The organism is Pseudomonas sp. S2_E02 (genome assembly GCF_054668355.1).
Genome location: NZ_CP162761.1, coordinates 1,064,354 through 1,079,510, shown reverse-complemented (window position 1 = coordinate 1,079,510; position 15,157 = coordinate 1,064,354). Strand labels below are relative to the sequence as shown.

Here is a 15,157-nt window from a genome sequence, read left to right as displayed (position 1 = left end):
TTAAGCACGAAGTTTTTTGAAAGTCTCGTTTCGTTACGCAACTTTTACGGTGGTCATATGAAGGCTGTTTTTCGTTTGGCGGTAGTTGAAGACTTGCCGGCGCTGCTGGCACTGGAAATGCAATGTTTCACCACAGACCGGCTCACCAGTCGCAGCTTTCAGTGGATGATCACCCGTGCTCACGGGCAGTTGCTGGTGGCGGAGTGCGACGGTCAATTGTTGGGTTATGCGTTGGTGTTGTTTCATCGCGGCACTTCGCTCGCGCGGCTGTATTCCATTGCACTGGCCGTTGAAGCGCGAGGAACCGGTCTGAGCAAGCAACTGCTGCAACGCATCGAAGCGATGGCGCTGGAGCATGATTGTGCCTATCTGCGGCTGGAGGTGCGCATCGATAACCCTGCGGCCATTGCCCTGTATGAACGCAATGGCTACCGGCGCTTTGCGCTGATTCACGATTACTACGAAGACCACGCCGACGCGCTGCGCCTGGAGAAACGCATTCTCCAGCACCGCGACTCGCGCAGCATCAAGGTGCCTTACTACCCGCAAACCACCGATTTCACCTGTGGCCCGGCGTGCCTGTTGATGGCCATGGGCGCATTGCAATCGGAGCGTTTGCTGGAGCGTCGGGAAGAGTTGCAAGTCTGGCGGGAAGCGACGACGGTGTTCATGACCTCCGGGCATGGCGGTTGCAGCCCGCAGGGATTGGCGTTGGCGGCGTGGCGTCGGGGGTTTCGCGTGCGTATGGCGCTGAGCATGAGCGGGCCGTTATTCCTCGATGGAGTGCGGGATGCGCATAAAAAAGACGTCATGCGCCTGGTACACGAAGAGTTCACGGCGCAATTGCAGGAGACCGATGTCGAGTGTGTGATCGGTGCGTCGCTGGATCTGCCGCGTTTGCTGGATGCCGGAGGGCAGCCACTGGTGTTGATCAGCAGCTATCGACTGACCCGCTCGAAGTCGCCGCATTGGGTGATCGTCACCGATTGCGACGAGGATTTCGTTTACCTGCATGACCCGGATGTCGATCACAGCCAGCATCGCCAACCCATGGACTGCCAGCATGTGCCGGTGAGTCATGGCGAGTTCGAGAAGATGTGCCGGTTTGGCCGGGGTAAATTGCGTGCGGCGGTGGTGTTGTATTCCCGCGAAACGTAAGCCTCCACATGTAGGAGCTGCCGAAGGCTGCGATCTGTTGATCTTGATCTTAAAAAACAAGATCAAAAGATCGCAGCCTCGTTGCACTCGACAGCTCCTACAGGGGGGATCTTCTTTAAAGTTCGGGCTTCAGGCCAACTTTGTATAGCGAGCCGTTCTCTTCATCCGTCAGCACATACAAATAACCATCCGGCCCTTGCCGCACATCACGAATCCGCTGCTTGAGTTCGCCGAGCAAACGCTCCTCATGCACGACCTTGTCGCCATCGAACTGCAAGCGGATCAGTTCCTGAGTCACCAGCGCGCCGATAAACGCATTGTGTTGCCACGGCTTGAAACGATCGGCATCGTAAAACGCCATACCGGTAACGCCCGGCGATTTCTCCCACACATGATGCGGCGCGACGGTGCCTTCGGCCGTTTTGCCCTGGGCTTCCGGAATCGGCTGCATCGAGTAATTGATGCCGTGGGTCGCCAGTGGCCAGCCATAGTTCTTGCCGCGTTCGATGATGTTCACTTCGTCGCCACCGCGCGGGCCGTGCTCGTTCTCCCACACCGTGCCAGTCCATGGATTGAGCGCCGCGCCCTGCGGATTGCGCACGCCGTAGGCCCAGATTTCCGGGCGAACGCCGGACTGGCCGACAAAGGGGTTGTCGTCCGGCACCTTGCCGTCGGGGTAGATGCGCACGACCTTGCCTTGCAGCTTGTCGAGATCCTGCGCAGTCGGCCGGTCGTTGTTCTCGCCCAAGGTAATGAACAGATAACCGTCGCGGTCAAACACCAGCCGCGAGCCAAAGTGATTGCCGACCGAAAGCTTCGGTTCCTGGCGAAAGATCACTTTGAAGTCCTTCAACGTCTTCAGGTCATCCGCAAGCCGCCCGCGTCCTACGGCGGTGCCAGCCTTGTCGCCGGCTCCGCCGCCTTCGGCATAGGATAGATAGACCAGACGATCCTGTTTGAAGTCCGGCGACAGCGCGACATCCAGCAACCCGCCCTGCCCCTTGGCCCAGACCTGCGGCACACCGGAGATCGGCGCCGACAGCGTGCCGTCTGCCGCCACCACGCGCAGATTGCCGGGACGCTCAGTGACCAGCATGCCTTGGCGATCCGGCAGAAACGCCAGCGCCCATGGATGCTCAAGGTCTGCGGTGATGGTCGTGACTTCGAGGCTGCCCTGTTCGCTTTGCAGCTCTTTGGGCGCGGCGGCAAAGGTCGGAGCACTGATCAGCGCACCAGCACACAGTGTGGCTAGAAGGGTTTTACGCAACATGCACGATTCCTTTTGTTCGTTTCAAGGGCCGACAGAACTTCAGTCCTGCCGCTCAACGATTGCTGTCTCCGCCGCGCGAAGGTGGGTTGGGAATGAACGTGGGGGGTGTGCTCGGCACCGAACGGATCGGCTGGCCGTTGCCAATGCCCCGGTTCTCGACCGTAGGCTGGCGCGGCGTTGGTACGGTGTTCGGCCCCCGAATGAGGGGAGCGCTGGGCTGAGTGCCCTGCATGCTGTTCGGATTGGCCCGGCGGATCGGGCTGTTATAGGGGTTATTGCTGTTACCGGTGGGGCTTTGCGCCAACAGCATGTCGGCATGAACCAGCCCGCCACTGAGGGCAAGGACGACGATGCCAAGCAGAATTCGGTTCATGACGCTGCCTCTCGATGGGCGTGGGATAGAGCCTTCGAGTCCACGCTACGCCGAGGGTTCGGATTTGTTAACCCGTCAGGCTTAAACAACATGTAACACGGCTTGACCAAGTGGCTGGCAACCCGCGCATCCCGGGGAAACTTTCAGTCGTGGCCGCTGGTCATCCGATCATCACTCGGAGAACTCACCATGGCTCGGGCAATCTGGAAAGGCGCAATCAGTTTCGGACTGGTGCACATCCCTGTCGCACTGGTCTCGGCGACCTCGTCGCAGGGCGTGGATTTCGATTGGCTCGACAGCCGCAGCATGGATCCCGTTGGCTATAAACGGGTAAACAAGGTCACCGGCAAAGAAGTTACCAAGGAACACATTGTCAAAGGTGTGGCCTACGAAAAAGGCCGATATGTGGTGCTCAGCGAAGAAGAGATCCGCTCGGCACACCCTGTTTCAACGCAGACCATCGACATATTCTCGTTTGTCGACGCCGATCAGATTCCCCTGCAAAACATCGACACGCCCTACTACCTGGCGCCGGACAAACGCGGTGGCAAGGTCTACGCGTTACTGCGTGAAACCCTGAGCAAAACCAACAAGGTCGCCCTCGCCCGCGTGGTCTTGCATACGCGCCAATACCTCGCAGCGTTAATGCCGCTGGAATCTGCGCTGGTACTGGTGAAACTGCGCTGGCCGCAGGAGGTACGCGGTCTCGATGAGTTGGAACTGGGCAGCGAAGTGACCAAGCCGCAGTTGGCCAAGGGTGAACTGGACATGGCCAAACGGCTGGTGCAGGACATGAGCGCCGACTGGAAGCCCGAAGACTACAAGGATGAATTTGAAGACAAGATCATGGCCCTGGTCGAGAAAAAGGCCCATGAAGGCAAGATCGAGGATGTTGAGACGGTGGGCGGCGAAGAAGAGCGTAAGACGGCCGATGTTATCGACCTGACCGAACTGCTTAAACGCAGCCTGGGCGGGAAAGCGGTGGCGAAGCCGAAAGCGAAAGCCGCAAGCAAGTCTGCGCCAGCCAAGAGGACAAAGAAGGTTTCCGGTGAATGACAATCCAGGGATCGTCAGGCAACTGACAGGTTGTATTTGAGAGAGTCTTCGCGAGCAAGCTCGCTCCCACAAGGTTCTGAGTCGAGCGTGAAATTCGCATTCACCCAGTGCCACTGTGGGAGCGAGCCTGCTCGCGAAGGCGCAAGTTAATTCACTACATTGATCAGATCAGAATGAATACCGCGAGCAAACCACCGAAGATCGCCCACTTTTCCATGTAGTAGCGCTTGCGATTGCGCTTTTTCAGCTCTTTGCCACGCAGACGAATCTTGTAGATTCGGGTAAACAAGCGGTTGATCCCGCCAGTACGGTCGCTGGCATCATTCGGTGCGCCTGCCGCCGACATCACCGTACGGCTGAACCAGGCGTTGAACGCGGCGGCCCAGCGGTACTTCATCGGCCGTTCAATATCGCAGAACAGGATGATGCGGTTCTTGTCGGTGGTGTTTTCGGCGTAATGAATAAACGTCTCGTCGAACATCACCGCTTCACCATCGCGCCAATGGTAGTTCTCACCGTCGACGTTGATGTAGCAGCCGGCATCGTTCGGCGTGTCCAGGCCCAAGTGATAGCGATAGGAACCGGCATACGGATCGCGGTGACGGACCAGTTTCGAACCCGGGGGCAACTCGGCAAACATCGCGGCCTTGATCGAACCAATGCTCTGCACCAATTCGGTGGTGCGCGGGCACAGCTTCATGGCCGACGGATGGCTCTCGCCGTACCACTTCAGATAAAACCGCTTCCAGCCGCTTTTGAAGAACGAGTTGAAACCGACATCGTCGTACTGGTTGGAGCGCTTGATCTCGCCGGCACGCAGCAGGTTCTGCCCCTCCTCACGGATTTCTTCCCAGTGCGCCTGCAACGGGCTCAAGTCAGGAAACTCGCTAGGGTCCAGGTACGGCTTGTTCGGTTTTTTCGAAAACAGATAAAGGAAGCAGTTGATCGGCGCAAGAAACGTCGAATGGTCGCTCAGTTGTCGACCGAGTTTGTGTCGCACACGCCCACGCAGATGAACGTATGCAATGGAAATGACATAAATAGCAGCAATGATGAGTTTCACGGAAATCGTCACACGTCAGAAGTGAACAAACTGCGCGCCTGGCGGCCTGAGGCCCAGCGTCTCATGCAGTGGTCTGAATACACATGGCTCGTCCTTGGCCCGCGCCGTAACCGGACGCTCGGTGAAAGGTGGCATTTTAGCCACAGTTTGTCGCCAAAGGTGAGCGTTCATCTGTGAAAAACTGTCCCGCGCAGGTGCCAATCGGCGATCGTGGCGTGATCGCCCTATCGTTTAAAGAGCCAGACCAGTACAATCGCCGCCAAACTTTACGCGCCCCCCTTGGTTGATGACGGGACTTCCCCGCTTCAGCGCACTTTGACTCGGGCCAAGCGCTCCAGCCGCACCCTCGCTACTCAGAATGCTTCGCAGGAAAAACTCTTGATCTCTACAGCTAACATCACGATGCAGTTCGGCGCCAAGCCGCTCTTCGAAAACGTTTCGGTCAAATTCGGCGCGGGCAACCGCTACGGTCTGATCGGCGCCAACGGTTGCGGCAAGTCGACCTTCATGAAAATCCTCGGCGGCGACCTCGACCCGTCCGGCGGTCAGGTCATGCTCGAGCCGAACGTACGTCTGGGTAAATTGCGCCAGGACCAGTTCGCCTACGAAGAATTCACCGTGATCGACACCGTGATCATGGGTCACGAAGAGCTGTGGAAGGTCAAGGCCGAGCGCGACCGCATCTACTCGCTGCCGGAAATGAGCGAAGAAGACGGCATGGCCGTGGCCGAGCTGGAAACCGAATTCGCCGAGATGGACGGCTACACTGCCGAATCCCGTGCCGGCGAACTGTTGCTGGGCCTGGGTATCGGCATCGAGCAACACTTCGGCCCGATGAGCGAAGTTTCGCCAGGCTGGAAACTGCGCGTATTGCTGGCGCAGGCGCTGTTCTCCGATCCGGAAGTGCTGTTGCTCGACGAACCGACCAACCACTTGGACATCAACACCATTCGCTGGCTGGAAAACGTGCTGACCCAGCGCAACAGCCTGATGATCATCATCTCCCACGACCGTCACTTCCTGAACAGCGTGTGCACGCACATGGCTGACCTGGATTACGGCGAGCTGCGTCTGTTCCCGGGCAACTACGACGAGTACATGACCGTGGCGACCCAGTCCCGCGAGCAACTGCTGTCGGACAACGCCAAGAAGAAAGCGCAGATTTCCGAGCTGCAATCGTTCGTCAGCCGCTTCTCGGCCAACGCCTCGAAAGCCAAGCAGGCTACTTCCCGCGCCAAGGCGATCGACAAGATCCAGCTGGCCGAGGTCAAGCCTTCGAGTCGCGTGAGCCCGTTCATTCGCTTCGATCAGAACAAAAAGCTGCACCGCCAGGCGGTCATCGTCGAAAAAATGGCCAAAGGCTTCGACGGCAAACCACTGTTCAAAGACTTCAGCTTCCAGGTTGAAGCCGGCGAGCGCGTGGCGATCATCGGCCCGAACGGTATCGGCAAAACCACCCTGCTGCGCACTCTGGTCAACGAACTGACCCCGGACGCCGGCAGCATCAAGTGGACCGACGCTGCCGAACTGGGCTACTACGCCCAGGATCACGCGCACGACTTCGAAGACGACGTCACCCTGTTCGACTGGATGGGTCAGTGGACTCAGGGCGAACAGATGATTCGCGGCACTTTGGGGCGCATGCTGTTCTCCAACGACGAAATCCTCAAGTCGGTCAAAGTGATTTCCGGTGGTGAGCAAGGTCGCATGCTGTTCGGCAAGCTGATCCTGCAAAAGCCGAACGTGCTGATCATGGACGAACCGACCAACCACTTGGACATGGAATCGATCGAGGCGCTGAACCTGGCGCTGGAAAACTACCCGGGCACGCTGATCTTCGTCAGCCACGACCGTGAGTTCGTATCGTCCCTGGCCACACGCATCATCGAGCTGAGCCCGGATGGCGTGACTGACTTCAGCGGCACCTACGATGACTACCTGCGTAGTCAGGGTGTGGTGTTCTAAAACGCTGCTGCAACCTGAAAAGCCCTGTCCATGTGACGGGGCTTTTTGCATTTCAGGTTGAGGGATTTTCGGGTTCTGATCGTTCCCACGCTCTGCGTGGGAATGCATCCCGTGACGCTCCGCGTCACACGAGCGGGACGCGGAGCGTCCGTGGCGGCGTTACCACGCAGAGCGTGGGAACGATCAATCTGGAAAGATAGTTAGCCTGCTTTCTTTTATCTGACACCCAAGCCATGATGCGAACTCTCCCACCGCCGCCCGCGAACGAGTCCTCATGTCTGCGCAGCAACTGCCACCGCAAAGCTCCATGGCGATCACCCTGCAGATCGTTTCTATCGTTTTCTACACCTTTATTGCGTTCCTCTGCATCGGCCTGCCGATCGCGGTGTTGCCCGGTTATGTGCATGAGCAGCTGGGTTTCAGCGCGGTCATCGCCGGGCTGGTGATTGGCTCGCAATACCTGGCCACCCTGCTCAGCCGGCCAATGGCCGGGCGCATGTCGGACACGGTCGGCACGAAACGGGCGATCATTTATGGCTTGTGGGGGATTGTCCTCAGTGGCTTGCTGACGCTGCTCTCCACCCTGTTGCAGACTTGGCCGCTGACAAGCCTGGTCATTCTGATCATCGGCCGCTTGCTGCTCGGCATCGCGCAGGGCTTGATCGGTGTCGGTACGATCAGTTGGTGCATGGGCCAGGTCGGCGTCGAACACACGGCAAAATCCATCGGCTGGAACGGCATCGCTTCCTATGGCGCGATTGCGATTGGTGCGCCGCTGGGCGTGGTGATGGTCGCCGATTACGGCTTCACCAGCCTCGGCATCGCGCTAGCCGTGCTGGCGGCCGGTGCACTGCTGCTGATCCGCAACAAACCGTCGGTGCCGGTGATCCGTGGCGAACGCCTGCCGTTCTGGGCCGTGTTCGGGCGGATCGCCCCGTATGGCGCCAGTCTGACCCTGGCCTCGATCGGTTACGGCACCCTGACCACTTTCATCACCCTCTATTACCTCAACCGAGGCTGGACCGGCGCGGCGTACTGCCTGACGGTGTTTGGCGTGTGCTTCATCCTGTCACGGCTGATGTTTATCTCGGCGATCAGTCGTTTCGGCGGTTTCAGCTCAGCCATTGCCTGCATGAGCATCGAAACCGTGGGGCTTGTGCTGTTGTGGCTGGCACCGTCGACCGCATTCGCCTTGATCGGTGCCGGACTGGCAGGGTTTGGTTTGTCGCTGGTGTACCCGGCGCTGGGTGTCGAGGCGATCAAGCAGGTGCCCAGTTCCAGCCGAGGATCCGGGTTGGGCGCTTATGCAGTGTTCTTCGATCTGGCGCTGGCGATTGCCGGGCCGTTGATGGGCGCGGTGGCGTTGAACCTGGGGTATTCGTGGATATTCTTCAGCGCGGCGCTGTTGTCGGTGATCGGATTGGGGCTGACCTTGCTGCTGCAGCGCCGGGCGATTTCCTGAATCATCGACGCAAAACCAATGTGGGAGCGAGCTTGCTCGCGAAGGCGGTGAGTCAGTCAGCACATGTATTGACTGTCACTACGCCTTCGTCGGAACGCCGCCCGGAGCAAGCTCGCTCCCACAGTTGCTGCGGTGCTGCGGGGATCGGATTATTGATCCGCGGTCTGCATGCCGGCCCGGGTCGGTTTACCCAAGGTGTGCGAGAAGAACCTTCCCGCCTCCGAGATCAGGTTGCGGTGAATATCCTCGCGATCCACCCCATCAGCATCGGTGCACAACGCCGGCATGGCGCGAATCTGTTCTTCGTTGCACGGCGCCATAAACACGAAGTGCCCAGCCCCGGCGAGTAATTTGAAATCCGGTGCCGTCGGCAGTTTGCGCGCCAGCGCGGCGGCGTTCTTGTCGAAGGCCACCAGTTTGTCACCATCACCGCTGTAGAGCAGCACCGGCACATGCACGTCAGCCAAGGTGTGACGACCGAACTTCAGGCTCAGCGGCGCCATCAGCAGCAGCGCATGAACGCGCGGATCGGCCACCGGTTGCAGATCATCCCGATCAACGATCAACTCACCCTGGGTGTTACAAGCATCACGATCGTCCGGGCGCTCTTGGCAATACCGACGCAGGCGATCGAGATCCGGTTGCGCCCCGGACAGGATCAACGCGGTCTCGCCGCCCGCCGAGTAACCAATCACCCCGACTTGATCCGCATTGACGTACGGTGCAAGCATGCGATCGCCCAAGGTTGCGGTGATGGCTTCGGAAATCTGGATCGGCCGCCCGTAGAGGTTGCTCAGGGTGCCGAGTCGGCTGTGGTCTTTGGAGTTGTCGCCGGGGTGAATCACCGCCACCACGACAAAGCCTTTGCGCGCCAGCGAAGTCGCCAGGTCGTGCAGTGCGAGCGGCGTGCCGGTGTTGCCATGGGAGAGCATCAGCATCGGGAAACGGCCGATGGCGACTTTGGTGTCTTCGCCGGCCTCGACCGAATAGCCCTCGAGCAGGCTCAGGTGTTCACGATCGCTGGAGGGATAAAAGGCGATGGCGCGCATCGGTTGCAGGTCCAGCGGATCGAGGAAGGTCATCTCGTGATAACCGACGCTCCAGACCGGGTGTCGCCCAGGCGCGGCATGCACTGTGTTAAGGCTGCCGAGCAGGCAAATCAGTAACGTTGCACAAAGACGCATCATGGGATGCCCCACCCTGTTGTTACTCAATCGAAAGTTCCGTTGCGTTGCGGGCCTGAAACCCCGGGGATTCGGTGTTCCGGTACGACAATGCACTCAGACGCTGATTGTGTGACTGCATAACCCGGGCCAGATTATGTAACAGTAAGAAACAAAAAACTCCGTATTCGCCCCTTGCGGAACCAGAATACAGAGTTTTTTGGGTATTACCTGAACATCAGCTGTTCTTTACGCAAGCCTTACGCGGCGGCGAACAGTTGCTCGCTGATCTTCGCTTGTGCAGCGGTCATCGCGTTGTTGCGCACTTCTTCGCCATACGCCAGGCCCTCAGCGCGGACGATTTCGATGTCGGTGATGCCGAGGAAGCCCAGTACCAGCTTCAGGTACTCTTCGTGAGCGATGCCGCTGGCCTGACCGGCATGAATACCGCCGGAAGTGGATACGATCACCACTTTCTTGCCGCCGCACAGGCCTTCAGGGCCGGCTTCGGTGTAACGGAAGGTTTGACCGGCGACGGCAACGCGGTCGATCCACGCCTTGAGTTGGGTCGGCACGGTGAAGTTGTACATCGGAGCCGCGATCACAACGGCGTCCGCAGCGATGAACTCGGCCAGGGTCGAAGCGCTCAGTTCGGCTTCGTGCTGTTGTGCGGCGTTACGCAGCTCAGCGGTGGTGCCGGCGGCGACCAGGGTGGTCGACGAGAAGTGGCTGATGGCATCGGCGGCCAGGTCGCGGTAGGTCACCACGGCGCTTGGCTCAGCGACTTGCCAGGCTTTGACGACTTCGCTGCTCAACTGACGGGAAGCCGAGTTGTCGCCCAGAATGCTCGAATCGATATGCAGCAGTTTCATGTGGAATCTCCTGGAAGGAATCGCCGGTGGCGACGGAATGGAGACAATCCTACGCAAGAAACCAATGGATGATTAGCCGCCTGAAATGCGATAGTTTGTCCCACTGATAGAACAGTCGGATATCCCTGATGCAAGACCTCAACGATCTCTACTATTTCGCCAAAGTCGTCGAAGCCGGCGGTTTTGCTGCGGCCGGGCGCTTGCTCGGGATTCCCAAATCACGGCTGTCGCGGCGCATTGCCGAACTTGAAGAACGCCTTGGCGCGCGTTTACTGCAACGCACCACCCGGCAACTCAATCTCACTGCAGTTGGCGAACGTTACTTGCGCCACTGTCAGGCGATGCTCCTCGAAGCAGAAATGGCCGATGAAGCGGTGGCGAGCATGTCCAGCGAGCCGCGCGGGCGACTGCGCGTGTCCTGCCCTACAGGTCTGGCCCGGGAAATGTTGCCGTGGGTGATCAGCGATTTCCTTGGCAAATTCCCCCAGGTGCAACTGGAAGTCGTACTGCTCAATCGCCGTGTTGATCTGGTCGGTGAGGGCTTTGATGTCGCGTTGCGCGTGCGTGAGCACGGTGACGAGGATCCGCTGCTGGTGACCCGGCGCCTGCGTCAGGCGCAGATGGTCGTGGTGGCCAGCCCGGCGTTTTTACAGGGCAAGACGATCAACCATCCGCAAGACCTGAAGCATCTGCCCGTACTGGGTGCGCTGGAGGCCGATCGTATGGTGCATGTGCGCCTGCTCGATCAGCAGGGCCACAGTTTCGAACTGAACATGGAGGCTCGCCTGGGCATCGATGATTTTGTCGTACGCAAGGCCTGCGTCCTTGCCGGTCAGGGGTTTACCCTGTTGCCGATGATGTATTGCGAGGCCGAGCTGGAAAACGGCACGCTGGTGCAGATGTTGCCGGAGTGGTCACTGCCCGGCGGCTGGCTGCAAGCAGTGTATCCGCATCGGCGCGGGGTGATGCCAGCGGTGCGCGCGTGGATCGATCATCTGGTCGAGTCGTTCAATGCCTGTGGGGAGCGGTTGTTATGAACAAGGGAAAGATGAACGAAGCCGACGTTGCGGCGTTCTGCCTGGCATTGCCGGGCGCTCGGGAAGATTACAAATGGGGCGGCGTGCGAGTGTTTTCGATTGCCGGCAACAAGATGTTTGCCTTGCAGGGGCTGCGTGGGGATTCGCTGGCGTTCAAGGTTGATAAAGATCTGTTTCTCGGTCATTGCGACCGTCCCGGCATTCATCCGGCGCCGTATCTGGCGCGGGCGCAGTGGATCATCATGCATCCGCCCTACCCGTTGGGCGCCGAGGAATTGCGCGGGTTGTTGCAACGTTCGCATCAGCTGGTGGTGAGCAAGTTGCCGAAAAAGACCCAAATCGGTTTGTTGCTGTAAACCCGATCCCTGTAGGAGTGAGCCTGCTCGCGATAGCGGAGTGTCAGTTGGAATTTCTTTGGCTGACACTCCGCTATCGCGAGCAGGCTCACTCCTACATAGGGAGTTGCGGTGTATTCAGAACAGCCTCAGCAGATTCGAGCCAAGAAACAGCTGGTCGATCCAGAACACCTGGTGCAGCAACACAATCACCCAGAACAGAATCTGAAACGACACCTTGCGCGTCTTGTGCCGGAACACCTGCTGGGCGATCATTGCACCCGGCCAGCCGCCCGCCAGTTCCACAGCATGAAGGATGTTCTCCGGTGTGCGCCAGGCGTCGGCGCGCGCCTTGCGCTTGTCTGCCCAGTACATGAAGAACGCCAACACACTCACTACACCGTAAGCCGTCAGCGGCACCAACGAAATCCCGCGCAACCACATCGACACCGAGCCGAACAGCGGCAGCGCGCAGACGATCAACAGAACCAGCAGTTTCAGCTTCAGATGCTGGATGTTGTTGCCGCCCGAAGGTCGCCCTTCGGGCCGGCGTGCGCGGGAATCACTCATGGCTTGGCCGCCGCCCAATCGATCCAGCCAAACTGCCACGTCGCCAGAATGACCAGACCAAAAACGATCCGATACCAGGCAAATGCCGCATAGCTATGGCTGGCAATGAACTTGAGCAAGCCGCGCACGGCGATCATGGCGAAGATGAACGCGGTGACAAAGCCGATGGCAAACACCGGGAAGTCCGCCGGGACAAACAGATGGCGGTACTTGTAGCCCGAGTAGACCGCCGCACCGACCATGGTCGGCATCGCGAGGAAGAAGGAAAACTCGGTGGCAGTCTTGCGCGACAGACCGAAGAGCAACCCGCCAATGATCGTCGAGCCGGAACGCGAAGTACCGGGAATCATCGCCAGGCACTGAGCGAAACCAACCTTCAAGGCATCTTTCCAAGTGATCTCGTCGACTGTTTCGGCGTGCACTGCATGCTGACGCTTTTCCGCCCACAACATGATGATGCCGCCCACCACCAACGCGGTCGCAACGGTAATCGGATTGAACAGGTATTCGTGGATCAGGTCGGCAAAGATCACGCCCAGCACCACGGCGGGCAGAAACGCGATCAGCAGGTTAGCGGTGAAACGACGGGCACTGGGCTGCGTCGGCAAACCGATGACCACATCGAAAATCTTGCGGCGAAACTCCCAGACCACCGCGAGGATCGCGCCGAGCTGGATGATGATATTGAACGCCATGGCCCGTTCGCCGCCGAAATTCAGCAAGTCGGCAACAATGATCTGGTGTCCGGTACTGGAAATGGGCAAAAACTCCGTCAGCCCTTCTACAACTCCTAGTATCAGTGCCTGCAAGGCCGTCCAAAGATCCATCAATCCCCCAAAGAGCGATGCGCGCCGGCATGCCCCGATAGTATTTTTCTAGCGTTCACTGCGATCAGCGTAGCTGTTTATGGCTGTACCGATTCCGCACGCACAGGATCCACACGAAACGGTCAAAATTCCGTGAAATATCAATTTGGATTCAGGTTTTCACGCGCGGGGCCGAAATCCTAACAGACAAGCCTTATTAGCGCTGCCGCGTTATACGACTTGGGTCGCGTATGCCCGCTCACGAAATCGTGGTTGGATGCTGGCGGTCGTTTATTACAAGAAAAAGAATCCGGAGTGACAGCGTTATGAACAGCTTGCGCAGTGTGTCGATCAGCCGACGCTTGTGGCTCATCTTGATTGTGGCGGTGGTCATGTTGCTGACCTTGGGCGTGTTGATGCTCAAGCAGATCCACGACGATCTCTACCACGCCAAGGCCCAGAAAACCCAGCACGTAGTACAGACCGCCAGCGGCCTGCTGACCTACTACCACGACCTCGAAACCGCCGGCACCCTGAGCAAAGAGGCGGCGCAGAAACAGGCGCTGACGGCGATTCGTGGCCTGCGCTACGACCAGAGCGATTATTTCTGGATCAACGACCTCACGCCCGTGATGGTCATGCACCCGACCAACCCGAAACTCGAAGGCCAGAACCTCTCGGCGATCCGCGATCCGGACGGCTTTGCGGTGTTCAACGAAATGGTCGCCATCGCCAGGTCCAAAGGCGCCGGCATGGTCGACTACCGTTGGCCGAAACCCGGGGCCAGTGAGCCGGTGGCCAAGACCTCCTACGTCAAACTGTTCGAACCGTGGGGCTGGGTGCTCGGCTCCGGGGTTTACGTCGACGACGTGCAGGCGGAATTCCAGGGCCAAGTGATCAAGGCTACGGTTATCGGCCTGGCGATTGCCGTGATCATGGCGCTGCTGGTGATCCTCATCGCGCGCAGCATCGTCCGTCCGCTGCAGGAAACCGTGAACGCCATGGCCAACATTGCCAGCGGTGAAAGCGACCTGACCCGCAGCCTCGATACCCATGGCAAAGATGAAGTCACTGAACTGGCGCATCACTTCAACGCCTTCACCGCCAAACTGCGGCGGGTGATCGGCGATTTGCAGGTGTCGGCCAGTGCACTGGGTCAGTCGTCCAGCGAACTGGGCAACGACGCCACGCAGGCCCAGCAGCGCAGCCAGCAGCAATCGCAGCAGATGGAACTGGTGGCCACCGCGATCAACGAGGTGACCTATGGCGTGCAGGACGTGGCGAAGAACGCCGAGCACGCCGCCGCCGAAATGCGCGATGCCGAAGCGCAGGCGCAACAGGGCCAGATCAACATCGACGGCAGCTTGCAGCAGATCGACAAACTGTCCGGCACTATCGATCAAGCGGTGGAGGTGATCCGCACCCTCGCCGCCGAAAGTACGCAGATCGGCAGCGTGCTGGAAGTGATTCGCTCGATTGCCGAACAGACCAACCTGCTCGCGCTTAATGCCGCGATTGAAGCGGCGCGGGCCGGTGAGCAAGGTCGCGGGTTTGCCGTGGTGGCGGATGAAGTACGCTTGTTGGCACAACGTACGCAGAAGTCGACGGCGGAAATCCAGTCGATGATCGAGCGTCTGCAGAACCATTCCGAAGCCGCTGTGAAAGTGATCGGCGACAGCAGCAAGGCGTCGCAATTGACCATCGAACAAGCCGGGTTGGCCGGTGCGAGTCTGAATGCGATTGGCCAGGCACTGCGTAATCTCAATGGCCTGAACGCGTCGATTGCCAGCGCCACGTTGCAGCAGGCGCATGTGGTCGAGGACATTAATCAGAACGTCACTCAGGCGGCCGGCCTCTCGCATAGCACGGCGATCGCCGCCGAACAGTCGAGTGCGGCCAGCCTGAAGCTTGGCCAGTTGAGCGAACAACTCAACGCCCTCCTGCGCCAGTTCCGCGTCTGACCCAAAACCTGTGGGAGCGAGCTTGCTCGCGAAAGCGTCAGGTCAGTCAAAGAAGATTTCGACTGC

The 15,157-nt window shown here is 59.0% G+C and carries 14 protein-coding genes; 7 read left to right on the top strand and 7 right to left on the bottom strand.

The features are described 5' to 3' along the window. The first annotated feature begins 57 nt into the window (after positions 1-57). The gene (locus tag AB4O01_RS04790) at positions 58-1,158 is read left to right on the top strand and encodes a peptidase C39 family protein (protein WP_186623284.1); all 1,101 of its coding nucleotides are present in this window, start codon (positions 58-60) and stop codon (positions 1,156-1,158) included. A gap of 115 nt (positions 1,159-1,273) precedes the next feature. Here AB4O01_RS04790 and AB4O01_RS04785 read toward each other — a convergent pair whose 3' ends face one another. Beyond that, positions 1,274-2,428: a PQQ-dependent sugar dehydrogenase gene (locus tag AB4O01_RS04785; protein ID WP_460090829.1), complete on the bottom strand. Its 1,155-nt coding sequence runs from the start codon at positions 2,426-2,428 to the stop codon at positions 1,274-1,276. A gap of 52 nt (positions 2,429-2,480) precedes the next feature. Continuing rightward, on the bottom strand, positions 2,481-2,801 hold the full coding sequence (locus tag AB4O01_RS04780; protein ID WP_093432775.1) for a hypothetical protein: 321 nt from the start codon (positions 2,799-2,801) through the stop codon (positions 2,481-2,483). Between the two features lie 189 nt (positions 2,802-2,990). Between AB4O01_RS04780 and ku the strand changes: the two genes are divergently transcribed. Then, a complete protein-coding gene (gene ku, locus AB4O01_RS04775) occupies positions 2,991-3,857 on the top strand; it encodes a non-homologous end joining protein Ku (protein ID WP_460090827.1) in 867 nt (288 codons plus the stop codon). A gap of 163 nt (positions 3,858-4,020) precedes the next feature. Here the strand turns inward: ku and lpxO are convergent, their stop codons facing one another. After that, entirely contained in the window at positions 4,021-4,920 is a 900-nt protein-coding gene (gene lpxO, locus AB4O01_RS04770; RefSeq protein WP_099759425.1) for a lipid A hydroxylase LpxO, read from the bottom strand. 378 nt (positions 4,921-5,298) lie between these two features. On the opposite strand from lpxO, the gene AB4O01_RS04765 reads away from it, so the two are divergent. Then, positions 5,299-6,885: an ABC-F family ATPase gene (locus tag AB4O01_RS04765; protein ID WP_007914779.1), complete on the top strand. Its 1,587-nt coding sequence runs from the start codon at positions 5,299-5,301 to the stop codon at positions 6,883-6,885. 274 nt (positions 6,886-7,159) lie between these two features. Then, the gene (locus AB4O01_RS04760; protein ID WP_460090826.1) at positions 7,160-8,347 is read left to right on the top strand and encodes an MFS transporter; all 1,188 of its coding nucleotides are present in this window, start codon (positions 7,160-7,162) and stop codon (positions 8,345-8,347) included. A gap of 149 nt (positions 8,348-8,496) precedes the next feature. Here AB4O01_RS04760 and AB4O01_RS04755 read toward each other — a convergent pair whose 3' ends face one another. Continuing rightward, the gene (locus tag AB4O01_RS04755) at positions 8,497-9,534 is read right to left on the bottom strand and encodes an alpha/beta hydrolase family protein (protein WP_095048871.1); all 1,038 of its coding nucleotides are present in this window, start codon (positions 9,532-9,534) and stop codon (positions 8,497-8,499) included. A 236-nt stretch (positions 9,535-9,770) separates the two neighbouring features. Beyond that, positions 9,771-10,382, bottom strand: coding sequence for an FMN-dependent NADH-azoreductase (locus AB4O01_RS04750; RefSeq protein WP_093432787.1), 612 nt, complete (start codon positions 10,380-10,382; stop codon positions 9,771-9,773). A gap of 128 nt (positions 10,383-10,510) precedes the next feature. Between AB4O01_RS04750 and AB4O01_RS04745 the strand changes: the two genes are divergently transcribed. Then, complete coding sequence (locus AB4O01_RS04745) at positions 10,511-11,419, top strand: LysR substrate-binding domain-containing protein (protein WP_093432790.1); 909 nt, start codon at positions 10,511-10,513, stop codon at positions 11,417-11,419. After that, entirely contained in the window at positions 11,416-11,775 is a 360-nt protein-coding gene (locus AB4O01_RS04740) for an MmcQ/YjbR family DNA-binding protein (RefSeq protein WP_460090825.1), read from the top strand. The genes AB4O01_RS04745 and AB4O01_RS04740 overlap by 4 nt, the downstream gene beginning before the upstream one ends. A gap of 117 nt (positions 11,776-11,892) precedes the next feature. On the opposite strand, the gene AB4O01_RS04735 is transcribed toward AB4O01_RS04740, so the two are convergent. Together AB4O01_RS04735 and AB4O01_RS04730 are read right to left on the bottom strand one after the other, a co-directional pair. Beyond that, complete coding sequence (locus AB4O01_RS04735; protein ID WP_460090824.1) at positions 11,893-12,324, bottom strand: DUF1294 domain-containing protein; 432 nt, start codon at positions 12,322-12,324, stop codon at positions 11,893-11,895. Then, positions 12,321-13,151 carry an undecaprenyl-diphosphate phosphatase gene (locus AB4O01_RS04730; RefSeq protein WP_116256214.1) on the bottom strand — a complete coding sequence of 277 codons (831 nt, stop codon included), beginning with the start codon at positions 13,149-13,151 and terminating at the stop codon, positions 12,321-12,323. The genes AB4O01_RS04735 and AB4O01_RS04730 overlap by 4 nt, the downstream gene beginning before the upstream one ends. Before the next feature lie 305 nt (positions 13,152-13,456). Between AB4O01_RS04730 and AB4O01_RS04725 the strand changes: the two genes are divergently transcribed. Beyond that, positions 13,457-15,091: a methyl-accepting chemotaxis protein gene (locus AB4O01_RS04725; protein ID WP_427120107.1), complete on the top strand. Its 1,635-nt coding sequence runs from the start codon at positions 13,457-13,459 to the stop codon at positions 15,089-15,091. Positions 15,092-15,157 lie beyond the last annotated feature (66 nt).